This window comes from Lacimicrobium sp. SS2-24, assembly GCF_002201535.1.
Lineage (GTDB): Bacteria > Pseudomonadota > Gammaproteobacteria > Enterobacterales > Alteromonadaceae > Lacimicrobium.
Genome location: NZ_NIWW01000005.1, coordinates 1 through 22,893, shown reverse-complemented (window position 1 = coordinate 22,893; position 22,893 = coordinate 1). Strand labels below are relative to the sequence as shown.

23 protein-coding genes and 1 pseudogene are annotated in these 22,893 nt (G+C 49.9%); 6 read left to right on the top strand and 18 right to left on the bottom strand.

Annotated features, from left to right (window positions below; translation table 11 throughout):
• Window positions 1–55: 55 nt before the first annotated feature.
• From CCY32_RS09885 to CCY32_RS09870, 4 genes are all read right to left on the bottom strand, one after another.
• Window positions 56–1,306 (bottom strand): DUF418 domain-containing protein, encoded by a 1,251-nt coding sequence (locus CCY32_RS09885; protein ID WP_168171482.1) that lies wholly within the window; start codon window positions 1,304–1,306, stop codon window positions 56–58.
• Window positions 1,307–1,457: 151 nt separating this feature from the next.
• Complete coding sequence (locus CCY32_RS09880) at window positions 1,458–3,092, bottom strand: tryptophan halogenase family protein (protein ID WP_088330467.1); 1,635 nt, start codon at window positions 3,090–3,092, stop codon at window positions 1,458–1,460.
• 18 nt (window positions 3,093–3,110) lie between these two features.
• Window positions 3,111–3,899 (bottom strand): hypothetical protein, encoded by a 789-nt coding sequence (locus CCY32_RS09875; protein ID WP_088330466.1) that lies wholly within the window; start codon window positions 3,897–3,899, stop codon window positions 3,111–3,113.
• Between the two features lie 106 nt (window positions 3,900–4,005).
• Window positions 4,006–6,978, bottom strand: a complete 2,973-nt coding sequence (locus CCY32_RS09870; protein WP_088330465.1) for a TonB-dependent receptor — start codon at window positions 6,976–6,978, stop codon at window positions 4,006–4,008.
• Window positions 6,979–7,149: 171 nt separating this feature from the next.
• Here CCY32_RS09870 and thpR point away from each other — a divergent pair, with 171 nt between their 5' ends.
• Both thpR and purU read left to right on the top strand, forming a co-directional pair.
• Window positions 7,150–7,707 carry an RNA 2',3'-cyclic phosphodiesterase gene (thpR, locus tag CCY32_RS09865; protein ID WP_088330464.1) on the top strand — a complete coding sequence of 186 codons (558 nt, stop codon included), beginning with the start codon at window positions 7,150–7,152 and terminating at the stop codon, window positions 7,705–7,707.
• A 174-nt stretch (window positions 7,708–7,881) separates the two neighbouring features.
• Complete coding sequence (gene purU, locus CCY32_RS09860) at window positions 7,882–8,736, top strand: formyltetrahydrofolate deformylase (protein WP_088330463.1); 855 nt, start codon at window positions 7,882–7,884, stop codon at window positions 8,734–8,736.
• Between the two features lie 24 nt (window positions 8,737–8,760).
• Here purU and CCY32_RS09855 read toward each other — a convergent pair whose 3' ends face one another.
• The 12 genes from CCY32_RS09855 to rpsJ all read right to left on the bottom strand — a co-directional run bounded on the left by CCY32_RS09855 (window position 8,761) and on the right by rpsJ (window position 14,530).
• Window positions 8,761–9,315 carry a hypothetical protein gene (locus CCY32_RS09855; RefSeq protein WP_141096215.1) on the bottom strand — a complete coding sequence of 185 codons (555 nt, stop codon included), beginning with the start codon at window positions 9,313–9,315 and terminating at the stop codon, window positions 8,761–8,763.
• A gap of 272 nt (window positions 9,316–9,587) precedes the next feature.
• A complete protein-coding gene (gene rpsQ / locus CCY32_RS09850; protein ID WP_088330461.1) occupies window positions 9,588–9,848 on the bottom strand; it encodes a 30S ribosomal protein S17 in 261 nt (86 codons plus the stop codon).
• Window positions 9,848–10,039: a 50S ribosomal protein L29 gene (gene rpmC / locus CCY32_RS09845; protein WP_062476094.1), complete on the bottom strand. Its 192-nt coding sequence runs from the start codon at window positions 10,037–10,039 to the stop codon at window positions 9,848–9,850. The genes rpsQ and rpmC overlap by 1 nt, the downstream gene beginning before the upstream one ends.
• On the bottom strand, window positions 10,039–10,452 hold the full coding sequence (rplP, locus tag CCY32_RS09840) for a 50S ribosomal protein L16 (RefSeq protein WP_062476091.1): 414 nt from the start codon (window positions 10,450–10,452) through the stop codon (window positions 10,039–10,041). Before rplP ends, rpmC begins: the two co-directional genes overlap by 1 nt.
• A 2-nt stretch (window positions 10,453–10,454) precedes the next feature.
• Window positions 10,455–11,156: a 30S ribosomal protein S3 gene (gene rpsC / locus CCY32_RS09835; RefSeq protein WP_062476088.1), complete on the bottom strand. Its 702-nt coding sequence runs from the start codon at window positions 11,154–11,156 to the stop codon at window positions 10,455–10,457.
• Window positions 11,157–11,165: 9 nt separating this feature from the next.
• Window positions 11,166–11,498 (bottom strand): 50S ribosomal protein L22, encoded by a 333-nt coding sequence (gene rplV, locus CCY32_RS09830; protein WP_088330460.1) that lies wholly within the window; start codon window positions 11,496–11,498, stop codon window positions 11,166–11,168.
• Window positions 11,499–11,508: 10 nt separating this feature from the next.
• On the bottom strand, window positions 11,509–11,784 hold the full coding sequence (rpsS, locus tag CCY32_RS09825) for a 30S ribosomal protein S19 (RefSeq protein WP_062476082.1): 276 nt from the start codon (window positions 11,782–11,784) through the stop codon (window positions 11,509–11,511).
• A 15-nt stretch (window positions 11,785–11,799) separates the two neighbouring features.
• Window positions 11,800–12,624, bottom strand: coding sequence for a 50S ribosomal protein L2 (rplB, locus tag CCY32_RS09820; RefSeq protein WP_088330459.1), 825 nt, complete (start codon window positions 12,622–12,624; stop codon window positions 11,800–11,802).
• 15 nt (window positions 12,625–12,639) lie between these two features.
• A complete protein-coding gene (gene rplW / locus CCY32_RS09815) occupies window positions 12,640–12,942 on the bottom strand; it encodes a 50S ribosomal protein L23 (RefSeq protein WP_088330458.1) in 303 nt (100 codons plus the stop codon).
• Entirely contained in the window at window positions 12,939–13,544 is a 606-nt protein-coding gene (gene rplD, locus CCY32_RS09810) for a 50S ribosomal protein L4 (protein WP_088330457.1), read from the bottom strand. The genes rplW and rplD overlap by 4 nt, the downstream gene beginning before the upstream one ends.
• 17 nt (window positions 13,545–13,561) lie before the next feature.
• Window positions 13,562–14,200, bottom strand: coding sequence for a 50S ribosomal protein L3 (rplC, locus tag CCY32_RS09805; RefSeq protein WP_088330456.1), 639 nt, complete (start codon window positions 14,198–14,200; stop codon window positions 13,562–13,564).
• An 18-nt stretch (window positions 14,201–14,218) separates the two neighbouring features.
• Entirely contained in the window at window positions 14,219–14,530 is a 312-nt protein-coding gene (gene rpsJ / locus CCY32_RS09800) for a 30S ribosomal protein S10 (protein WP_008845776.1), read from the bottom strand.
• A gap of 332 nt (window positions 14,531–14,862) precedes the next feature.
• On the opposite strand from rpsJ, the gene CCY32_RS09795 reads away from it, so the two are divergent.
• The 4 genes from CCY32_RS09795 to CCY32_RS09780 all read left to right on the top strand — a co-directional run bounded on the left by CCY32_RS09795 (window position 14,863) and on the right by CCY32_RS09780 (window position 21,474).
• Window positions 14,863–17,082, top strand: coding sequence for an ATPase, T2SS/T4P/T4SS family (locus CCY32_RS09795; RefSeq protein WP_088330662.1), 2,220 nt, complete (start codon window positions 14,863–14,865; stop codon window positions 17,080–17,082).
• 48 nt (window positions 17,083–17,130) lie between these two features.
• The gene (locus CCY32_RS09790) at window positions 17,131–18,171 is read left to right on the top strand and encodes a GGDEF domain-containing protein (RefSeq protein ID WP_088330455.1); all 1,041 of its coding nucleotides are present in this window, start codon (window positions 17,131–17,133) and stop codon (window positions 18,169–18,171) included.
• A 274-nt stretch (window positions 18,172–18,445) separates the two neighbouring features.
• On the top strand, window positions 18,446–20,533 hold the full coding sequence (gene fusA / locus CCY32_RS09785) for an elongation factor G (RefSeq protein WP_088330454.1): 2,088 nt from the start codon (window positions 18,446–18,448) through the stop codon (window positions 20,531–20,533).
• Window positions 20,534–20,682: 149 nt separating this feature from the next.
• Window positions 20,683–21,474, top strand: a complete 792-nt coding sequence (locus CCY32_RS09780) for a hypothetical protein (RefSeq protein ID WP_088330453.1) — start codon at window positions 20,683–20,685, stop codon at window positions 21,472–21,474.
• 35 nt (window positions 21,475–21,509) lie between these two features.
• On the opposite strand, the gene CCY32_RS09775 is transcribed toward CCY32_RS09780, so the two are convergent.
• Window positions 21,510–22,562 (bottom strand): aldo/keto reductase, encoded by a 1,053-nt coding sequence (locus CCY32_RS09775; protein WP_088330452.1) that lies wholly within the window; start codon window positions 22,560–22,562, stop codon window positions 21,510–21,512.
• A 99-nt stretch (window positions 22,563–22,661) separates the two neighbouring features.
• Window positions 22,662–22,893, bottom strand: a pseudogene (gene tuf, locus CCY32_RS09770) (elongation factor Tu); the annotation flags it as partial.

Here is a 22,893-nt window from a genome sequence, read left to right as displayed (position 1 = left end):
TTTATCACTTCCACGGCCCTGTTTGTCCGAAATATATGGGTGTTATGGCAGCACGTCAGTGCTTAATGGATCTGATTTCACCATAGGTCAGTGTGCGCCAGCACCACTCCATGGGTCCCATACGGAATCGCCGTAACCATAAGTGACTGAGCCATAGCTGCAGGGCGTAAAACACCACCGCCATCAGGGTCGTTGCGGCGCGGCCATACTCGCCGTAAAGTCCCAGTCCATAGCCATAGAACAACATGGTAAAGACCACAGACTGCAGCAAGTAATTGGTCAGCGCCATCCGCCCGGCCGGAGCCAAGTAGTGAATCCATCTGGCGCCATGTAAGAACAACAACGACAGCGTACCAATATACGCCAGACACATGGCCAGATTCGCTATCTGACTCACGGTGATCATCCCGGCATACTCTATTGTCGGGTAGAGCATATCCAGACCGCGGCCTGCATACCCCCAGTAAAGTGTGGCAGGCAGCCCCACACCATATCCCCACAACACCATACGTTTAAACAGTCCCCGATGTGCCGACACATCAGAAAACACACCGCGGCGGCCAAAGGCAGCACCGATCAAAAAGGCGCCCAGAATGATGGGCCCAAAGAACAGCAATCCACCATCCAGATACATGGCATACCACTCTTCAATACGCCATTGCACCGCCTGCCAATAGTCCCCGCCCGCATAAATCGCTTCTCCCCGGGCGACATCGGCAAGCAGACTGACCTTGTCCTGTTCAAATTCCGACTGCATCTGCGCGGCCACTTCAGGCTCGCTCATTGCCGCCTGTATGGCCAGCGCCCCCAGCCAAAGCATCAGCACCGGTAGTAAGAAATAGAAGGACACGCCCCACTTCCATAGTCTTTTAGCGGGGCTGTTGATGAACAGCATCAATACTAAGCCCAGAAAGGCATAAAGATGGAGTATATCGCCGCCCCACACCAGAAATAGATGGGCGACACCGATCACAAGCAGGATCAGGAGTCTGCGAAAAAATAGCCGCTTTGGCCGCGTTGTTTTTTGTACGGCTCTGTCCATAAACACCACAAAGCCAAGTCCGAACAAAAAAGAAAACAGGGTGTAGAACTTACCCTGCACAAAGGTAAATGAAAACCATGCCACCATGTAATCGAGGCCTTGCTGATCACTCTCAAAACCCAGCATGATTGCCTGTAGCGGCCGCTGGAAAAATTCGATATTCATCAGCAAGATGCCCAGCAGTGCAAAGCCCCGCAAGGCGTCCAGCAGCACGATGCGCTCATTTTCACCGACCGGTGTGTGATCTGTTGTTGTTTCTGTCATGCTCTCTTCCTTTTTGAGTTTCGGCTTCCTATTTAGCGCACACCGCAATGTACGCGATAATGTGCGCTCCATGAGGCTTTTTTAACGCTTATTGAACAATTCAGACTGCTGGCCACCTAAGCTGCTCCCTGAGACGTTGCACCTTGTCTTATTATGCCACCCATCCGGCGGGCTTAACCGCCCCCGAATACATCGCCATCCCTAACCGTTGTTGCAACCAGTGGGCGTGGGGCGGTAGGTTAGTTTTTGCCATCTTTAATCGCTGCAAAATAGCGGGATGAACCTGTGCGGGCGGGCGCTGAACACCGAACCACTTATCACACTCCTCGGTCAGATAATTCATCCCGTACAAGATGCATTCGTAGCTTTGGTGATTCCACAGCGCGGCGGTGTCAATCGGCGGACGTCGGTCCCCCCCCGTCATTGCTGCTGGCATCGGTGAAATAGACTGCCCCGGGATCCACATGTCCTCAAAATCCGAAGCACTGGGTGGCTTAATGCGCCAGAAATCCAGCTTTGCCTGCAAGCGGGGATTAATCCTTTCAGGCTTCTGCACTTCCTGCCAGAAGGGGGTATCGGTGCGCTTGGTCAGACAATAATGCATATTGATGAAATCGAGAATTTCATAAAAGCGGTTACTGAGCAGGCGATTATAGCGGGTCGCCAGGACTTCCATGCCTTCATCCTGCCAGGGGAAGTGCTCTGCCAGCATCACGGCACCGAGATCGCTCAGATACAAACCTGTGGACTCCAACGGCTCAATAAAGCCTCCGGACAAACCTATGGCGATACAGTTGCCATGCCAGGTGCGGTGGCGACGCCCCACTTTAAAATCAATGAAGCGAGCATCCAGCTTATCCGTATTGCCGCCCTGATACGCGCGCATCTCTTGCTCTGCGGCGTCTTTGTCGATAAAGGCACTGGAGTGTACATACCCGATAGAGCGACGGGACTGCATCGGAATATCCCAAATCCAGCCATTGGATAAGGCTGTGGCAGTTGTATAAGGCCGCACCAGACCAGGATAATACTCATCGTATGGCACATGCATGGTCACGGCACGGTCACACAACAACCATTGGGAACAATCTTCAAAGCCTACACCGAGCTGCTTTTCAATCAGCCTGGCCCGAAAACCAGTGCAATCAACAAACAAGTCAGCCTCAAGAGTTTGCCCCTGGTCCGTCGTCACTGAGCGAATATGATCTTTATCTCTGAGCTCTACCTCAACAATATTTGCCAGAGTATGCTTAACGCCCCGTTCAACAGAAAAATCACGCAAGTAATCGGCAAACTTCTGCGCATTCATATGATAGGCATAACTCAGTGGCTGGCCCATGCGCCACTCGCCGAGCATTTGCGGGGCCAGGCCCATCTCACAAATAATCGGCTGAGCCGAGCAGGTTTCCATAAAGGGGATCTTCTGATCACTTTGTAGCCAGCGCTGTCCGGAGTAGTCCAGGGGATGGATCTGAGCCCGCGAGAAAGGATGATGATAAAAGCTGTTATCCTTATGAACCCAATTGGTATATTTAATCGATTGCTTGAAGGTCGCTTCTGTCGCCTGCATAAACTCGGTTTCATCAACGCCTACCACGGATAACAAGTGGCGCATAGATGGGATCGTTGCCTCACCGACTGAGATTCTGGGCGTGTCGGGTGATTCCACCAAATGAATGTCAACTTTGTTGTCTTTCCCTCGATTATTCAGCGCGCCATTCAAATAGGATGCAGCCATCCAACCAGCGGATCCGCCGCCGACAATAACAACTCTTCTCTTTTGCATATTCCGGTATCCGTTTGATTAATAGTAGCCGAGGATCCGGCGCAGACCGGGGGCAGCATATTCAACCAGCTGCTTTTGCGTATCAGGCAATTCATCAGGCAGTGTGACCTGATTACCGGAGAGATTTTCTCTGGCGGTGCCGCTCTGTTTTCGATCGGAGCCAATACGGATCCTATCCTGCCAGTCGTCGGGCAGTGAAGAGACGCCAAGTATACTGAGCAAATCGGAAAAGAACGCTTCAGCCTCTGTGGTATCCAACGCTTTTAAATGACGGATCACATGTTCGTATTTCACCAACTTGACACCGGTGCCCAACCAGGCAACGGCATTGTGGGTGAAAATTTCCTGAAGCGTGGGGGCTTTTTGATAAATACCGAAGATCATCATATTGAGCATCTCTTCGATGGATACCGCACCATCTTTCAGGTGTTCCATTGAGCCCTGAAAGGTGTCGGATAGGAAAAACCTTGCTCGGGCCAACACCCAATCATAGGGATCCCTGACAATAACAAGATGTCTGACTGGCTTGAGCGCCTTGGCAGACTCATCGGAAAATAACAAATGTCCCCAGCTTAGTTGTGGCTGCTTGGGATCAAACGCCTGCAAATGCTGGCGCAGATTCGGAAACTGAATAAAGTCATGGTGATATTGCTGAGTAACCGGGACAAACATGCGGAAAATGTTGCGCAACAAATGGGTACCACACTTGGGCACAGAATTGATAAACACCGGGTGGGCTATAGGTTGTTGCTCAAACTTAGGGTTCAGTTCATTCAGGTTATCGGATTTTGCAAAAACTCTGGGCATGCTGCTCTTCTCTGGTTATCCAATGGCAGTTATATAAATACAGGTGCGCGGGTCAGTATAAAATAAAAAAGCCGACTTGCGTCGGCTTTTACCTGATTACGATTAATCAGAAATCGTAAGACAAATTCAGGAAGAAGCGTCTACCTAACCAGTCATACTGACTGTAGAACGCAGAGTTTCCTGATGTGTTCAGTTCACCAAGGTTCAATGTCGTCACTCTTGGTGGCTTCTGATTGAAAGCATTCGCCACACCGAAGGTCGCACTTAAGCCTTCATCAAACTCTTTATTAACGGAGAATGCGTGATAGAAGACACCGTCGTTATGCAACTTCACGCGCACTTCTTCACCACGATAAGTGGCATCGAAACGCTCTTCCTCGTCATTACCATAACTTAGATAGTTTGACACTTCACCGACGTAGCGCACATTCCAGTTAAAGGTCCAGTCATCGCGCTGTAGGATGGCATTAAAGTTACCCACATGCTCAGGATTACCGAACTCACCATTGGTGTCTTCGATGTCGCTGTCTTCAAACAGACGCTCTTCAGACTCGGTCTGGAAGGTATGCTGAGTCGACAGTGTTAACTGACCATAATCCGTATCTGTACGATAGGTGATATTGATGTCATAACCCTTATTTGACTGGGTTGCAACGTTAATAAAGCTATCCCGAATCAGCTCGATACGACCATCTACACTGCTACGGTCAAACTGATTACACAGCGGCTCAGTGGAAAAATTATCAGAGTCGTAACATTCCCTGACAATCGTCGATGCACCTAACTGAGTCACTTCGTCTTCAATCAGGAAGTCAAAGTAATCCACCGACACGCTCAAATCCGCGAATTCAGGCTGCCAGACGAAGCCAATCGTGGTCGCTTCGGAGGTTTCTGCCTCCAGTACACCAGCTCCACCACCAGTCAGAACGTCGGCAGAAATAGCCCCGCCGGCATAATCTGGTGCAATGCCATCCGCAGCACAGTTTTGAGCAGTCTGTTCAGATATTGATCCGTCTGCAAGATTTTGCTCCCAACGGATACAGGGATCAACCGTACGTTGTCCGGCAAAACTGCGCTGATCGGCCAGGTATAGCTCAAACAGGGCTGGAGAGCGGAAAGACGTACCCTGTGACGCACGAATACGGAAACCATTAACGATTTCCCAGTTCAAACCCACTTTATAGGTGGTGTCACTGCCGTACGAATCAACATCGGTGTATCGTGCCGAAAGCGTTAAATCAAGCATTTTAGCCATGGCGGCATCACGCAACAATGGAATCTGAGCTTCACCAAAAATCGCAGAGGACGCATCATCACCAGCGGTAATGCCTGCAGTTGAGGCACCCCAGATGTTACCGGCAAGAGTATGCTCACCTGGTACATCTTCGATCTCATCTTTCTGGTACTGAGCACCAAACGCCACCCCTACGGGTCCGGCCGGCATTTCAAACAAATCACCTGAAACGAAACCTTCCAGCGTACTCTGCTTGTAGATAGTGCGTCCGGTTTCCTCACCAAACAGGAATGCCCTGACTTCAGGAGAAACGTTGCCGGCTAAAAAGTCCGGATCCAGCCACGGGACATCCACACAGGGAACACCACGTACAGGCGTTTCAGTGCCTTCACAAGAACCCGTTCCGAAGTTATACGGGCTGATAGCATCATCAAAGATAACTTTGTTTGTGTACTCACCCTCTGAGCGGCTGTACTGATAGGACACGTCCCAATACCAGGTACCAATATCACCGGTCATACCCAGGACAAAACGCTGGTAATCAATATCGACTTCAGAACCACTGTGATCCGTAATTGGCGTGGGACTTAGCCATTGGGCACCCGTCCAGCCTTCACTCAGAGAACTACCTGCAAAGAAGTCTTCGTTATACAGATAGCTCCAGTACTGACGATAGCTGTTACTTTTGGTTGTGCGACGGCTCATCAGCGCTTCGGCATACATTGAGGTGGTATCGGTCAGATCATAGTCGCCCTGAGCAAAAACCGTTGTAATATCAGTTTCTGGTACATGTGACTCACGATCCTGGAAGGGATGATCCGCGTTCGCAACCGCATCAGACGCACGATCATAAGCGACCGGGAACCAACCTGGCGGCGTCACCATGTAATCAGGGTTGCTGGGGTCCTGTGCAAAGCCGGGGATATACTGCCCCAGGTCACCATCATAATCATACTGGGCTTTCGCACCTGAGGGAACGTTACCGCCTTCACCCTGGTAGTCATAAATCCAGACATGGCCCCAGAGCAGATCATTACAATGGTATTCACCGGTACGAGGATCAACCGGATCGACGCGCTCGCCACTGTTAGGATCGAAAATATACCGCTCACCGCATTTGAAGTAATCACGGTCACCTTTTCTCAGTTCACTCTGCTTTTTATAGTCAGCGGTGATACGGAATGAACCGCGATCAAAAGCTGCGCCATAAGTACCGTTTATTCTGAACAGTTCACCACCATCTTCCTGTGGCTGGGAGTAGGACACATCAACGTTACCTCCATCCCCTTTTTTGGTGATGATATTGACAACACCGGCAACTGCATCAGAGCCGTAAAGTGATGACGCACCATCTTTGAGAATTTCCACTCTGTCGATAACAGACAGAGGCAATACGTTCAGGTCAAAAGCAGACACTTCACCACGGGTGCCTGCCGGTCCTGCCCGACGTCCATTCAACAGTACCAGTGTACGGTTGGCACCCAATCCCCGTAACGACAGCGTTTCAGTACCTTGACCACCGGCCTGAACAAATGCCGTTGATGTTGCGGCAGTGACCTGAGGAGAACCCGCTGCTACCGTAGAGTTGCGCAGCAACTCACCGATATCACCAATGCCTTGATCCACCGCTGAGTCAGCGCTGATCACGTCGACTGGTAGGGCTCGGTCAAAACCATCATTGCGGATACGTGAACCCGTGATAACGATTCTCTCTTGTTGTGCTTCAGCTTCAGGCGCCTCATTCTCAGTTTCCTGCGCCATCACACCAAACGACGAGGTGGCAAGAATGCAGCCAATTGCATGAACTAACGGCCTTTTCTTTAAGTGCTCTAATGTTGTTTTCATATTGTTTCCCGTGTAATTCTAATTATATGGAAAGTACGATGCCCATGGGCAAAGATGACTTCCGTGGGTCCATACTAAAAGATGTTTCCAAGTGTGACAAATTTTTGTCCAATTGTTACTTGTTTTACTAAATCATCAATAATCAAAATTTAATTTGGATAAGAGCTATTAATGCGACTTTTTTTTGGACTTGAGCTGAGTCCCACGGAAAAGCTGGCTGTCGAAAAGTGGCGAGATATCAACTTACCACCATTGCACGGTCCTGTACCTGCCGCCAACTTTCATATTACCCTTGCGTTTCTGGGACAGGTCTCGCTGCAGCAACAGGAAAGACTGTTTGACGGGGCAGATAGCCTTGCGTGTGAGACGTTTGATCTGACGGTTGACCAAATGGGCTACTGGCCCAAACCGAAAACACTCTGGATTGGCGCGTCGGCGACGCCTCCAGCACTGACACAATTGGCCCGCTCTTTACGCGGCCTTGCTGGCAATCTGGGCTTACCCGTAGAAAATCGACCCTATGTACCGCATATCAGCTTGTACCGTAAACAACCCACCAATCCGCCGGTTTGTCTGACACCACCGCATTTCCCACTGGCGTTTACGCACTTCTCCCTGTTTGAGTCGGTCTCAGGGCGCGGCGGAGTCCACTACCCTGTTTTAGCCCGCTGGCCGCTGCGCGGCCCGGGTAATGTCCGCGACAATCTGGCACAGGGGCGTTTCCTATAATAGAGGGGGACACAGACTATGGGGGAAGCCGGGCGGCGAGAAAGATAAGAACCAAAAGGCAGCTCAGTGACAAGTAATCGGTATTTTCATGGTTAAGCCCTTGCGATTGGTAGCGCGTCGAGGTACTACTTGTACCCAGAGAAAACTTTTATACGATTGACAGACAGGTACCCCATGCAACAAACGTTTCGTCTGGTCATTGATTGTCCCGACCAGGTCGGCCTGGTGGCAGCAGTGAGCCAATTTTTAGCCAGCCACAATGCCACCATTATTGAAGCCAGTCACCATACAGACCAACAGACCGGTCGCTTTTTTATGCGGCACGAGATACGGGCCGATTCCTTACCTTTAAGTCTCGAAGCGTTCAGGGGACTGTTTGAACCCATTGCCAGACAATATGACATGCATTGGCGACTCACCGATTCACATCAGAAACAAAAGGTGGCATTACTGGCCAGTAAGGAATCTCACTGCCTCAATGACCTTTTGCACCGCTGGCACACCCATGAACTGCATTGCGATATTCCCTGCATTATTGCCAACCACCCTCACCTGCAGCAATTTGCCGACTGGTATGACATTCCCTTTCATTGGGTCGATTTTGAGGCACTGGGCAAACAACAGGCTTTCGCCGATATTCAGAAACTGCTGAATCACTATCATGTTGATCTCACGGTACTTGCCCGCTTTATGCAGATTTTACCGGATACCTTATGTACTGAGCTGGCAGGCAAGGCCATTAACATTCATCACAGCTTTTTGCCCTCTTTTGCCGGCGCTCGGCCCTATCAGCAAGCCTATGAAAGAGGCGTAAAACTGATCGGCGCCACCTGTCACTATGTCACTTCAGATTTGGATGAAGGGCCGATTATCGAACAGGAAGTAATGCGCATCAGTCATAGTGACACCGCAGCAGATATGGTGCGTAAGGGTAAGAACTGTGAAAAGCAGGCGCTGGCAAACGGAGTACGTTATCACCTGGAAGACAGGGTCATCATTCACCAGCATAAAACCGTTGTTTTCGCCTGAGCATGACAGGCCTGTGGATGAGTCTCAGAAACGCAACTGGTAACTTATTCTGAGGCTGTTGTCATAGAATCCGGTTTGTTGGTCGTACACAGCATGTGCGTCGTAATGAGAGCGGCTTACCCGCAACTCCAGCGCTTCTGATGGCTGACTGAAAGGTATTGAAGCGGCCAGAATTACGCTGCGGCGATCTACCATATCGAGTTTATCACCGGTTACGAACGCCATGTGCCCACCATCGAGTCGCCCTACTCCCAGGCTGACCTGAAGGTTATCCCTTACTTTAAGGCGAGGCAGTATTTCATAGCCGAGTGTTCTTTGATCATAGCTATTGGCGCAGTCTTGCAGGCCCCGTTGACTGCTAACAATATTGGCTGCAACGGAAACCGACGGACTGAGAACTTTAGTAAAACTGAATCGCTTTATTTCGTGATGGTAGTCTGCGCCGCCCCAGCGTTGCTTATGCAGATGCACTGAACTGTCAGTCATAGACTTAAACACGCTATCGGGAACATGGAAATCGGCCGCTGCGACCGACAAGGGGAAGAGAACTCCAACACTTACTGCGAACCTGAACATCATACTACCTCCGCTTCAGGTACACAGCATAGCGCAGTTTTTAACCATCAAGCGTAAGTCGGTTGATACCTTTGTATTGTTGTGAGGCGTGAGGCGTGAGGCGTGAGGCGTGAGGCGTGAGGCGTGAGGCGTGAGGCGTGAGGCGTGAGGCGTGAGGCGTGAGGCAGAAATATTTTGACTTAAGTGAATGATATGTCGAAATTTTTCCTAACTCCTGACGGCCCTACAGGCATAAAAAAAGCGCCTTTCGGCGCTTTTTTATCACTACAGATGGATTAGATCTGTGTGGATTTCTCAACAACGTCTACCAGCATCCAGTTTTTAGTCTTAGACAATGGACGACACTCGCGAATCGTTACCACGTCACCGACGTTACACTGGTTGGTTTCGTCATGAGCATGCAGTTTCGTGGTGCGCTTGATGAACTTCCCATAAATTGGGTGCTTCACACGGCGCTCGATAGCAACAGTGATAGATTTCTCCATCTTATTGCTGATCACACGGCCCTGCAGTGTACGTATAGTTTGTTCAGTCATTACGCACCTGCCTTTTCAGTCAGAATGGTTTTTACACGCGCAATGCTGCGACGCACTGTTTTCAGCTGATGACTTTTTTCCAGCTGACCTGTGCTGTGTTGCATGCGCAGGTTGAACTGTTCGCGGAGCAGATTCAACAGCTCTGCATTCAGCTCTTCCACGCTTTTTTCTTTCAGTTCAGTCGCTTTCATTACATCACCGTCCGAGTTACAAAGGTTGTTTTGAAAGGCAACTTGGAAGCGGCCAAAGCAAATGCTTCACGAGCCAGTTCTTCAGGAACACCTTCCATCTCATACAGCACGCGGCCAGGTTGGATTTGGCAAACCCAGTATTCAACGTTACCTTTACCTTTACCCTGACGAACCTCAAGAGGCTTCTCAGTGATAGGCTTGTCAGGGAATACCCGAATCCAGATTTTACCCTGACGCTTAACGTGACGGGTCAGCGCACGACGAGCTGCTTCGATTTGACGGGCAGTCATACGTCCACGACCAACGGCTTTCAGACCGTAAGTACCGAAGCTCACTTTGCCACCGGCAATTGCCATGCCGCGGTTACGACCTTTGTGCTGCTTACGGAATTTCGTACGTTTTGGTTGTAACATCTTTAGCCCCCTTGCTTAGCGCTGCGGCCTTTCTTCTTAGGTGTCGGAGCTGGTTGCTCTGTAGCAGCGGGTAAGCCACCCAATACTTCACCTTTGAAGATCCACACTTTTACGCCGATGATACCGTAAGTAGTGTTGGCTTCAGATGTTGCGTAATCGATGTCAGCACGGAAAGTGTGCAGCGGCACACGGCCTTCACGATACCATTCTGAACGAGCAATTTCAGCGCCGCCAAGACGACCACTTACTTCTACTTTGATACCCTTGGCACCCAGACGCATAGCGTTCTGTACCGCACGCTTCATGGCGCGACGGAACATGACACGACGTTCCAGCTGACTGGCAATGCTATCACCAACCAGTTGCGCATCCAGTTCTGGTTTACGTACTTCGGCAATGTTGATTTGCGCGGGTACGCCGGCCAGGTTAGAAACGTGCTTACGCAGTTTTTCTACGTCTTCACCTTTCTTACCAATCACAACACCCGGACGGGCAGTGTGAATAGTGACACGGATGCTTTTCGCAGGGCGCTCAATGATGATCTTAGAAACTGAAGCATTCTTCAGTTCTTTAGTCAGGAACTGACGTACCTGATGATCATTGAACAGGTTATCTGCATATTCTTTAGTATTAGCGTACCAGGTAGAAGTCCATGGTTTACTGATACCCAGGCGAATACCTGTAGGATGTACCTTCTGTCCCATAATCTACTCCTAGTTATCAGCCACAACCACAGTGATGTGACTGCTACGCTTAAATATCCGATCCGCACGGCCTTTAGCTCTTGGCTTAATCCGTTTCATGGTCGGGCCTTCGTCGACGAAAATCTTCGCAACCTTCAGCTCGTCGATATCTGCACCTTCGTTATGCTCAGCATTGGCGATGGCAGATTCCAGCACTTTCTTAACCAGATCAGCAGCTTTTTTAGGGCTGTAGCTGAGCAGTTCAAGTGCTTTCTCAACGTGCATTCCGCGAATTTGATCTGCAACCAGGCGCGCTTTCTGAGCCGAAGTGCGGGCAAAACGGTGTTTAGCTAATGCTTCCATTATTTCCCCCTTATCTTCTGGCTTTCTTATCAGCGACATGGCCGCGATAAGTACGCGTTGGCGCAAATTCGCCCAACTTATGGCCGACCATTTCGTCACTGATTAATACAGGAACGTGCTGACGACCGTTATGGACTGCAATGGTCAACCCAATCATATTGGGGATGATCATAGAACGACGCGACCAGGTCTTGATCGGTTTTCTGTCGTTCTTTTCCACCGCAGTCTCTACCTTCTTCAACAAGTGCAGGTCAATGAATGGACCTTTCTTGAGAGAACGTGGCATGGTGAATCCTCGCTATTACTTATTACGACGACGTACGATAAGCTTATCGGTACGCTTGTTACTACGGGTTTTCTTACCCTTAGTAGGTTTACCCCAGGGGGATACAGGATGACGGCCACCAGAGGTACGACCTTCACCACCACCGTGTGGGTGATCGACCGGGTTCATGGCAACACCACGAACGGTAGGACGAACACCGCGCCAGCGTGTGGCACCTGCTTTACCCAACTGGCGCAGCATATGTTCTGCATTGCCAACTTCCCCGATGGTGGCACGGCAATCAGCCAATACCTTACGAACTTCGCCACTGCGCAGACGCAGAGTGACATAAGCTCCATCACGGGCAAGGATCTGCACATAAGCACCGGCAGAGCGTGCCATTTGGGCACCTTTACCAGGCTTCATTTCCACAGCATGTACCGTAGTACCTACCGGGATGTTGCGCATCGGCATGCTATTACCGGCCTTGATCGGTGCATTGGAACCTGACTGAACCTGATCACCGGCCTTCAGGCCTTTAGGCGCCAGTATGTAGCGACGTTCGCCGTCTGCATAAAGCACCAGAGCAATGTTTGCACTGCGGTTTGGATCGTATTCCAGACGTTCAATTTTGGCAGGTACGCCATCTTTGTTACGTTTGAAATCAATGTTGCGGTAATGATGTTTGTGACCGCCACCGATGTGACGAACAGTAATACTACCACCATTGTTACGACCGCCAGACTTGCTTTTCTTCTCCAACAAAGGAGCGTAAGGCGCGCCTTTGTGCAAATCTGGGTTAACCACCTTAACGACGTGGCGACGACCCGGAGAAGTTGGATTAGCTTTCATTAATGGCATATCTTAATCCCCCTGTTACTCAGCGCCACCGACGAAGTCGATGTCCTGACCTTCTTTCAGCTCCACGTAAGCCTTTTTCCAGTCTTTACGCTTACCGAAAGTCATACCATGACGTTTGGTTTTACCCTTTACGTTCACAGTGCGGACACCATTAACTTCAACTTCGAACAGTTTTTCAACCGCCTGCTTGATTTCAGCTTTAGTGGCATCTTTGAGCACTTTGAACACAACGGTGTTGCTGTTCTCGGCAGCCAAAGTAGACTTTTCAGAAACATGTGGTGCCAGCACCACTTTCAGTAGACGTTCTTCGTTAATCATGCCAACGCCTCCTCTAACTGCTTCACTGCATCAGCAGTAATCAGCACTTTTTCAAATGCAATCAGGCTGACCGGATCCACACCCTGTACATCACGTACATCAACCTTGTACAGGTTGCGGGCTGACAAGAACAGGTTCTCGTCCAGTTCTTTGGTCACGATCAAAACATCATTAAGGTTCAGTTCGTTAAGCTTAGCCACCAACTCTTTGGTTTTAGGCGCTTCAACACCGAATTTCTCAACAACAATCAAACGCTCCTGACGAACCAGTTCAGACAGGATGCTTTTGATCGCACCGCGATACATTTTCTTATTTACTTTCTGACCGTGATCCTGAGGCTTAGCTGCAAACGCGCGGCCACCACCAACCCAGATTGGGCTGCGGATTGTACCAGCACGGGCGCGGCCTGTACCTTTCTGACGCCATGGCTTCTTACCACCACCGCGAACTTCGGAACGGGTCTTTTGTGCTTTGGTTCCCTGACGGGCACCTGCACCGTATGCGACAACTACCTGGTGTACCAGAGCTTCGTTAAACTCACGTCCAAAGGTAGCTTCGGATACTTCAAGAGCGCTGTTCGCGTCTTTCAATACTAATTCCATCACTAATCTCCCAGACGTTACGCTTTAACCGCAGGCTTAACGATTACATCGCCACCTGTTGCACCAGGGACAGCACCTCTGACCAGCAGAAGGTTGTTCTCTGTATCGACACGTACTACTTCCAAAGATTGAACTGTCACGCGCTCAGCGCCCATGTGACCAGCCATTTTCTTACCTTTGAAAACTTTACCAGGAGATTGGTTCTGACCAATCGAGCCTGGAGCACGGTGAGACAAAGAGTTACCGTGTGTCATACGCTGAGAACTGAAGTTCCAACGTTTGATAGCACCGGCAAAACCTTTACCTTTAGAAGTACCCGTTACATCTACCATGGCATTCTCTGCGAAGATTTCGACAGTGATTTCACTGCCCACTTCAATGCCTTCACCTTCAGTACCATTGAGGCGGAATTCCCACTTACCACGACCGGCTTCCACACCAGCTTTAGCAAACTGACCAGCTTCGGCCTTGTTGACGCGGTTAGCTTTCTTGGTACCTGCAGTGACTTGCAACGCCCGGTAACCGTCTTTTTCCTCAGTACGGAGCTGAGTCACACGGTTAGGCGTTGCTTCGATAACAGTCACAGGAATAGACACGCCATCTTCAGTGAAGATGCGAGTCATACCGACTTTACGACCGACTATACCAATCGCCATTGTTTAAACCCTCTCTTGTTAGCCCAAGCTGATTTGAACATCAACGCCGGCAGCCAAGTCCAATCTCATCAAGGCGTCTACTGTTTTATCAGTAGGCTCGATGATATCCACCAGACGCTTGTGCGTACGGATTTCATATTGATCACGCGCATCTTTATTTACGTGAGGAGAAACCAATACCGTATAGCGTTCTTTGCGAGTAGGCAGTGGAATAGGACCGCTAACCTGAGCACCAGTGCGTTTGGCAGTCTCGACGATCTCAGCCGTAGACTGATCGATCAACTTGTGATCAAACGCTTTCAAACGAATACGAATTCTTTGATTTGGCATCGACCAAGCTCCAATCAAAAGAACAAAAAAATTCACCCTCACCACCAACTATTGTTGGGGAAGGATGGGTGTAAACTGCTGACCCCCAATCGGGGCCTTGTAGTTCATTCTTAACCTGTTACCAGAGAGAAGAACGCATGTCCGTCAGGACAAGTGGCCGCGAATTATACCTATGTCGGTTTTTTATGCAAGCCACAATAGTAAAAAACTCGCTATTTGTGGCAACATGGCGCAATGGTGTTGGCCTTGCAAGATGAAACCACCTAACATAGCTTCATATAAGACGCTGCGATGATGTGCGTATAACCGAAGAGCAGACAATAATTACTATGATGACCACTAAAGCCGACCAGCAACTGGAACAAATCAATCGACTGCTGGAAACCCATCAGGAATTGATGGACGCTTATGAAGCCCTTGAACCCATCATTCTCGACATGTTTGCCGCGGAGCGCATGAGTATTTTTCAGCGGCGCCGCCAGCATCAGGATCTGGTCGCTCGCTTCAAAACCGGAAAGGAAGTACGAGAAATCAAGGTTCCTATCACGCCACAGTCTATTGCTGGGTACGTTGCTCTCAGTCAGTTACCCCTATTAATTGAAGACCCTTATAATAAGGAAGAGCTAAGCGCCATTCATCCCCGCCTTAAGTTTGCTGACAAGTTTGATAAGTCCAGTTCTTTTAAAACACGCAATATTATCTGCGTTCCCATCATGAATGCCGGCGTACTGCTTGGTGTTATGCAAATTATCAATAAGCAACGCGGCGACTTCATCAACGAGGATCTGGATTTAGCCAATCAACTTGCCACACTGCTCGGCAACAAGTTCCGTTACGAACTGGGAGGCACAAACAAGCCCTTCCAATATCTGGTGCACCGACAGCTCATTTCATCCTCAGATCTGGACAATTTGATTGAAAGCTGCCGCGATCCCAGGCAACTGGTGCAACGCCTGACGACGGAATACCGGATAGCAGACGATGAGCTGGGACATGCCTTATCCGTCCACTATCAGGTGCCTTACATTGGCTACCTACCCGATAAATATCACCTTTACCAAAGTGACAGCCGGCTCAACCTGTCGTATCTCAAACGCAACTATGTTGCGGTCATCAGCGATGTTTCTGATAATCCTATTATCGTTATGGCCGAGCCTAATAATGCTGCACTTTTGATGGAGATAGAGAGCGCCATCGGTATCGACAGCTACGATATTTGTGTGGCCTTGCCCAACACGGTGCTGCAATATCTGGGTGAAAGTGCCGGTGGCAACAGTGGCCCCGGTGACATGGATGAAATTCTCGATGAAATTGGTACCAGCGCCGATGAGCTCGAAGAGCAGACTGAGGAAATGTCTGACGATGCGCCTGCAGTGGTGCGTCTGGTAAGCCGGATCCTGCATGATGCCAAGAAACTGAATGCCTCTGATATCCATGTTGATGCAGAAAAGAGCGGCCCGACCCGTGTTCGCATGAGAATCGACGGGGTCTGTCGCGACATTACTCAGGTTCCCGCTTCACACCACAATGCCGTGGTCGCACGCATAAAGATTATGGCAAACCTGAACATCGCAGAGAAACGGGTTCCACAGGATGGAAAGCTGGCGGTCAAGATGTCCGGTCAGATTGTTGAAGTGCGTGTAGCTACTATTCCGACGGTCGCCGGCGAAGGGGTGGTGATGCGTATCCTTGCTACCGGTGGTGCCATGCCGATGGACAAACTGAATCTGTCACCGCGAAACAGTAAGTCCATCAAAGAAATGATTAAGAAACCGCACGGGATTATCCTGGTAGTGGGTCCGACGGGCTCTGGTAAAACCACCACGCTGCATGCGGTGCTCGGTGACTTGAATACGCCAGAGAAGAAAATCTGGACGGCAGAAGACCCGGTTGAGATTACTCAGGCAGGTCTACAGCAGGTTCAGGTTAGCCCCAAGATTGGTTTCACCTTTGCCAATGCACTGCGTGCATTTTTACGTGCCGACCCTGACATTATTCTGATTGGTGAGATGCGGGACAAAGAAACAGCCCATGCCGGTATTGAGGCCTCACTCACCGGGCACCTTGTGTTATCAACCCTACACACCAACTCGGCCCCCGAAACCATTACCCGTTTGTTGGATCTGGGTCTCGACCCGGTTAACTTTTCTGACGCCTGTGTGGGCATTCTCGCACAGCGCCTGATCCGTACACTATGCCCTAATTGCAAAGAGCCTTATGAGGCTACCGACACCGATATTGGCTTTATTAAACGCCAATATGGCGAGCAGTATCTGGATGAGATAGCCCTCGACGAACCGCTTACTCTACATCGTGGCAAAGGCTGTGACGCCTGCGGTGATACTGGCTACAAGGGCCGTACCGGTGTACATGAGCTATTGGCGATGACACCGGACTTGCGTGCCCTGGTGTACAAAGAGTCTTCTGTTGCACTGATGAAAGAGCAAGCCATGAAAGACGGTATGCGCACCCTGACGCAAGACGGTATTTATAAAGTACTCAAAGGTGATACTGATATCGCTCAGGTACAGATTATTAGTGGTACGGAATAATACTGTTATGCTTAAAGCTGCAGGTTAGTCATCTATCAGGACGCTAAAATGGCCGGGAAAGACGAGCAGAAAAAAGAAGAGAACATCGAGGCGTCCTTTCAGATCCTCAAACAAACGGTGCCCTTATTACTCAAGCACCGCATCTCTGCCATTCCCACCAATTATGCCCTTTGGTATACCTATGCCAGCGGCCAGTCCGCAGAGTTAAATGCAGAGCTGGACAAAATGACAGAGAACCAGCGTCCTCTGTCATCGGCCAAAGCCCAGGAGTTGCATCGAGCCTATCTGGCCGATCAACAAGAAGTCAGTACCTGGCAGTTACGCCAGTCACTGGAAGCGATGTTGGTTGATTTAACGCAATCGCTTACTGATACCAAAACCGATACACAGGGCTTTAAACACAGTATGGATAACTGTCTTGAAGACCTGGAAAAGGTAGAGCGAGAAGGCTGGTCAGTGGAAGAAGTGATGACACTGGTACGTGAAATGGTCCGGGAAACGCAGCAGATCAAGCGCTCCACTCTTGACTTCAGTGCATCACTGGCCACCGCAGAAAAAGAAATTGCGCAACTGCGTCGCCAATTGGCTGAGAGCCAGAAAGACGCACTCTATGATGCGCTTACCGGCCTGTATAACCGTCGCGTGCTGGATGAAGAAATTGCTGCCATGGCACCAGATCAGGGCGTCTGTCTGATCATGATTGATATCGATCACTTCAAGTCTATTAATGATCAGTACGGTCACCAGATGGGTGACAGAGTCCTCAAAGCCATCGCAAAGCGTATCAAAGACAATTGCCGTGAAAATGCTGTGGCGTATCGCTTCGGAGGAGAAGAATTCTCCGTGCTAATGACAGCCAGCAAGCTGTCTCAGGCCATCCATCAGGCTGAAAGCATGCGTCGCGCCATGGAAAGAGTCAGTGTCATCGACCGGCGCAGCGGAAAAAATCTGGACGGCGTTACAGCGTCATTTGGTGTCGCCGAATACAAAAAGGGTATGCGCCGCAGTGATTTATTAGAACAGGCTGACAAATACCTGTACGAAGCAAAGCGTCTCGGACGCAACCGTGTGATGCCAATGCAGACGTAATTCGTCGGACTCGACATCGGCTATAGTGACCAGCTTTTCACAAAGAAATTGCATAATCTTTAGCCAGCCACCGACAGATATGCTAAATTCCGCCCCACCTGCTTCTGGCCTGCTGCCAAACAAGTTGAATTGGCAATCCAAGATCAGGTCAGAACACCCTGAAATGTAATAATCAGACAAAAATTGCGCAATATTTACCAAGAAGGCAGGTTTTTCACTGTGTTTTCCTGTATACTTGCGCGCGATTTTTTCTCCCTAACTTGTGAAGGAAACCATGGCAGATTTATCCCAATACAGAAATATCGGTATTTTCGCCCACGTTGATGCGGGTAAAACTACCACGACTGAACGTATCCTAAAGCTTACCGGCAAGATCCATAAGACCGGTGAGGTACATGATGGTGAATCAACCACTGACTTCATGGAACAGGAAGCTGAGCGTGGTATTACCATCCAGTCAGCTGCAACCACCTGTTTCTGGAAAGATCACCGTCTGAACGTGATCGACACTCCCGGACACGTTGACTTTACTGTTGAAGTATACCGTTCATTGAAAGTACTGGACGGCGGTATCGGCGTGTTCTGTGGCTCTGGTGGTGTTGAGCCACAGTCCGAGACGAACTGGCGTTATGCGAACGACTCAGAAGTAGCACGTATCATCTTCGTTAATAAACTGGACCGCATGGGTGCAGATTTTTACCGTGTCGTTGGCCAGGTTAAAAATGTACTGGCGGCTAACCCACTGGTTATGACGCTGCCAATCGGTATCGAAGATGACTTCGTTGGTGTGGTCGACGTACTGACCAAAAAAGCCTACATCTGGGATGACACTGGTTTGCCAGAAAACTACGAAGTCAAAGATGTTCCGGCAGACATGGTCGACAAGGTAAACGAATATCACGAAGCCCTGGTTGAGACCGCTGTTGAGCAAGACGACGACCTGATGATGGCCTACATGGATGGCGAAGAGCCTTCCCTTGAAGACCTCAAGCGTTGTATCCGCAAAGGAACACGTGACCTGGCTTTCTTCCCGACGTTCTGTGGTTCTGCATTTAAGAACAAAGGTATCCAGCTGGTTCTGGATGCAGTTGTTGATTATCTGCCAAGCCCCACAGAAGTCGATCCTCAGGATCTGACTGATGCAGAAACCGGTGAGCCTACTGGTGAAGTGGCTAAAGTCGCCCTGGATGAGCCACTGCGCGCCCTGGCATTTAAAATTATGGACGACCGTTTCGGTGCCCTGACCTTCGTACGTATTTACTCAGGCAGACTGAATAAGGGTGACACCATCCTCAACTCAGCTACTGGCAAGACTGAGCGTATCGGTCGTATGGTAGAGATGCACGCTAACGATCGTACCGAACTGAGCTCTGCTCATGCCGGTGACATTCTGGCCATTGTCGGTATGAAGAACGTACAGACAGGTCATACCCTGTGTGATCCTAAACATCCTTGCACACTGGAACCTATGATCTTCCCCGATCCGGTTATCTCCATCGCCGTATCACCAAAAGACAAAGGTTCGACTGAGAAGATGGGTATCGCTATCGGTAAGATGGTAGCAGAGGATCCTTCCTTCCAGGTGGAAACGGATGAAGATTCCGGTGAAACGATCCTCAAAGGTATGGGTGAATTACACCTGGATATCAAAGTCGATATCCTCAAGCGTACTTATGGCGTTGAACTGGAAGTGGGTCAGCCGCAAGTGGCGTATCGTGAAACCATCACGCAGCAAATTGAAGACAGCTACACCCATAAGAAGCAGTCAGGTGGTTCTGGTCAGTTCGGTAAGATTGATTACCGTATCCGTCCTGGAGAGCCGGGTTCTGGCTTTAAATTTAGCTCTACCGTTGTTGGCGGTAATGTACCTAAAGAGTTCTTCCCAGCCATCGAAAAAGGCTTCAAGAACATGATGGAAACCGGCGTATTGGCTGGCTTCCCGGTACTCGATGTCGAAATCGAACTGTTTGACGGTGGCTTCCACGCCGTTGACTCCTCTGCCGTTGCCTTTGAAATTGCAGCGAAAGGCGCATTCCGTCAGTCAATTCCAAAAGCCGGTCCTCAGTTGATTGAACCCATCATGAAAGTCGATGTGTTCTCTCCTGAAGATAACGTGGGTGACGTCATTGGTGATTTGAACCGTCGCCGTGGCATGATCAAGGATCAGGAAGCTGGCGCAACAGGCGTGCGCATTAAAGCAGACGTCCCTCTGTCAGAAATGTTCGGCTACATCGGCCACCTGCGTACAATGACATCAGGTCGTGGACAATTCTCAATGGAATTCTCTCACTATCTGCCATGTCCTCAGAACGTCGCAGAGAAAGTCATCGAAGAAGTGAAAGCTAGAAACGCTAAGAAATAAGCCTCTGTCTTAGCACTTCATAAAAGCCCCGCAGTGTCGGGGCTTTTTTTTGCCTTTAAGACGCGATCTCCTTCGTTAAGCGATGTCGCTTTTGAAAGCCCTCATTTTTAGGTACTCTATAACCAGCCGCAATTCCTTAAAGAGCCTTTATGACAAAAGACAACCCCGATGATATGCCGACAATTCAACTCGACCAGGAAGATCGTCAGGCTTACCTGAAACAGCGGAGCAAAACACCGAAAACGCCCCCGCCTCCGGAAGTCGATAAAAGCAGCGGTGGCAGCAATGGCAGAGGCGTGGCGATCTTGAGCCTGATACTGGTATTGGCTGCGTTATCCGCTAATGGTTGGCTGTACTATGAAAACCAGCAACAGCAGACCCTTCTGCTCTCATCCCAGCAACGGATTGATGAACTTGAACGTCGTCTTTCCGATACCGGTGAGGAAATCGGCGAATCCACTGTAGCCCTGCAGGTAAAAGTACGTGAACTGGGAGAGAAAACCGATGAACTCTGGGAACAGATGGACAAGTTATGGGCCTCTGCGTGGCGGCGTAATCAGGAAGAGATCAAGGAACTCAACAGTAAAATAGCCAGACAAGCAAACACACTGGCAACGCTGAATAAACAGCAGGATACCCTGCAGGACAGGGCCAACTTGTTAGCCTCTGACATTACCATGAACGACACCCGCTTCACGGCAATTGAAGAGCAGTTCAGTAAAGTGCAAAGCACACAGGACAATCTGCAGGTCAGCATGGAAAAGATGCTCAGCGCTCAGCCTAAACTCAGCAGTCAGGTAGATGAACTTCGATCTAAACTACGTGATGTGCAGCAAAGCATTCAGGACGTGGGCTTACGGGTAAACAGCCTTGAGGACATCATCAAAGCGCCCACAGCACTAAAACCTATTCCAGACCAGTCTATTGATGTAGGTGAATAAAAGCTGGCCGCCGCTGCGCCGTTCTGCAATCAGGATTAAAACGGCGCCGGATGCGCCCTTAATGCTTCCACAAGGCGTTTTTTCTGATCATCACTAAGCGATTGCTCAAAGGCTGTAAGGTTTTCACTGAGCTGCTCTGTGGACGTTGCACCAATAATCACTGATGATACTCCCTCGACTTCACGGCACCAACGCAACGCCAGTTGTGAGGGTGTCAGCCCACACTCATCGGCCAGCGCTACATACTCACTGATCGCCCGTTCAGAGGCCTGAGTGTTTCTGAATAGTCCGTTTCGTTGCAACATCGTCCAGCGACTTCCATCAGGTCGTTTCCCGCCCAGATATTTCCCGGATAACGCGCCCCCGGCGAGAGGTGACCATGCCAGATACCCGACATTTTCTCTGACACATTGCTCCAGCAGATAAGGGTAATCCTTGGTGTGCAACAGACTCAATTCATTCTGGACTGAGACCATCCGCGGCAGTTGGTGCTGATCACTTAATCGAAGATACTCGCTCACCCCCCAGGGTGTCTCATTGGAAAGCCCCAGGTAACGGATTTTGCCGGCTTTCACACAGTCATCAAGCGCTTCAAGGATTTCCAGCATCTGAGCTGATTCATGCCTGGTGTCCACATCTTTGAATCGCAGCGTGTCGGGCCAATGCCTGCCAAAATGTGGAGAAGTGCGGTTTGGCCAATGTAACTGGTACAGATCCAGATAATCCGTCTGTAAGCGGGTTAGGGAGCCTTCTACGGCTTGCATGATAGCGCTGCGGTCAACGGGCTTTCCGCCGCGAATGTAGGATAAGCCTGGACCGGCAATTTTACTGGCGATAACAACCTGCTGGCGGCGTGAAGGCTTCTTAGCTAGCCAATGACCAATAATAGTTTCTGTCGCACCATAGGTGTCTGCAGAGGGGGGAACCGCATACATCTCTGCCGTATCAATGAAGTTAACGCCTTTGGCGAGAGCCATCTCCAGCTGCTCATTAGCGTCTTGCTGCGAGTTCTGCTTGCCCCAGGTCATACTACCCAGACAAACCTGTGAAACCTTGAGTTCGCTCGAACCTAACAGATCGTATTGCATGATGACTCCGACTCGTCTTTTGGTCACAGCATAGCCAAATTCAGGCAATAAAAAAGGCCACCGAAGTGACCTTTTTTCGCTGTTACCTAAATATCGATATTACTCGATGATTTTAGATACAACACCAGCACCTACTGTACGGCCACCTTCACGGATAGCGAAGCGCAAGCCTTCGTCCATCGCGATCGGGGCAATCAGCTCAACCTTGAATTTCAGGTTGTCGCCTGGCATTACCATCTCTACGCCTTCTGGCAGCTCTACCGCACCAGTAACGTCTGTTGTACGGAAGTAGAACTGAGGACGATAGCCTTTGAAGAATGGCGTGTGACGG

Excerpts from the sequence above, each read along its gene's own strand:
- purU (WP_088330463.1), top strand. The coding sequence starts at position 7,882 with ATGCAACAAACGTTTCGTCTGGTCATTGATTGTCCCGACCAGGTCGGC.
- CCY32_RS09790 (WP_088330455.1), top strand. The coding sequence starts at position 17,131 with ATGGCCGGGAAAGACGAGCAGAAAAAAGAAGAGAACATCGAGGCGTCC.
- CCY32_RS09870 (WP_088330465.1), bottom strand. The coding sequence starts at position 6,978 with ATGAAAACAACATTAGAGCACTTAAAGAAAAGGCCGTTAGTTCATGCA.
- CCY32_RS09795 (WP_088330662.1), top strand. The coding sequence starts at position 14,863 with ATGACCACTAAAGCCGACCAGCAACTGGAACAAATCAATCGACTGCTG.
- rplD (WP_088330457.1), bottom strand. The coding sequence starts at position 13,544 with ATGGAATTAGTATTGAAAGACGCGAACAGCGCTCTTGAAGTATCCGAA.
- CCY32_RS09775 (WP_088330452.1), bottom strand. The coding sequence starts at position 22,562 with ATGCAATACGATCTGTTAGGTTCGAGCGAACTCAAGGTTTCACAGGTT.
- rplC (WP_088330456.1), bottom strand. The coding sequence starts at position 14,200 with ATGGCGATTGGTATAGTCGGTCGTAAAGTCGGTATGACTCGCATCTTC.
- rplW (WP_088330458.1), bottom strand. The coding sequence starts at position 12,942 with ATGATTAACGAAGAACGTCTACTGAAAGTGGTGCTGGCACCACATGTT.
- rplP (WP_062476091.1), bottom strand. The coding sequence starts at position 10,452 with ATGTTACAACCAAAACGTACGAAATTCCGTAAGCAGCACAAAGGTCGT.
- CCY32_RS09780 (WP_088330453.1), top strand. The coding sequence starts at position 20,683 with ATGACAAAAGACAACCCCGATGATATGCCGACAATTCAACTCGACCAG.
- CCY32_RS09875 (WP_088330466.1), bottom strand. The coding sequence starts at position 3,899 with ATGCCCAGAGTTTTTGCAAAATCCGATAACCTGAATGAACTGAACCCT.
- rpsJ (WP_008845776.1), bottom strand. The coding sequence starts at position 14,530 with ATGCCAAATCAAAGAATTCGTATTCGTTTGAAAGCGTTTGATCACAAG.
- rpsC (WP_062476088.1), bottom strand. The coding sequence starts at position 11,156 with ATGGGACAGAAGGTACATCCTACAGGTATTCGCCTGGGTATCAGTAAA.
- rplV (WP_088330460.1), bottom strand. The coding sequence starts at position 11,498 with ATGGAAGCATTAGCTAAACACCGTTTTGCCCGCACTTCGGCTCAGAAA.
- CCY32_RS09880 (WP_088330467.1), bottom strand. The coding sequence starts at position 3,092 with ATGCAAAAGAGAAGAGTTGTTATTGTCGGCGGCGGATCCGCTGGTTGG.
- rpsS (WP_062476082.1), bottom strand. The coding sequence starts at position 11,784 with ATGCCACGTTCTCTCAAGAAAGGTCCATTCATTGACCTGCACTTGTTG.
- CCY32_RS09885 (WP_168171482.1), bottom strand. The coding sequence starts at position 1,306 with ATGACAGAAACAACAACAGATCACACACCGGTCGGTGAAAATGAGCGC.
- rpsQ (WP_088330461.1), bottom strand. The coding sequence starts at position 9,848 with ATGACTGAACAAACTATACGTACACTGCAGGGCCGTGTGATCAGCAAT.
- fusA (WP_088330454.1), top strand. The coding sequence starts at position 18,446 with ATGGCAGATTTATCCCAATACAGAAATATCGGTATTTTCGCCCACGTT.
- rplB (WP_088330459.1), bottom strand. The coding sequence starts at position 12,624 with ATGCCATTAATGAAAGCTAATCCAACTTCTCCGGGTCGTCGCCACGTC.
- thpR (WP_088330464.1), top strand. The coding sequence starts at position 7,150 with ATGCGACTTTTTTTTGGACTTGAGCTGAGTCCCACGGAAAAGCTGGCT.
- CCY32_RS09855 (WP_141096215.1), bottom strand. The coding sequence starts at position 9,315 with ATGATGTTCAGGTTCGCAGTAAGTGTTGGAGTTCTCTTCCCCTTGTCG.
- rpmC (WP_062476094.1), bottom strand. The coding sequence starts at position 10,039 with ATGAAAGCGACTGAACTGAAAGAAAAAAGCGTGGAAGAGCTGAATGCA.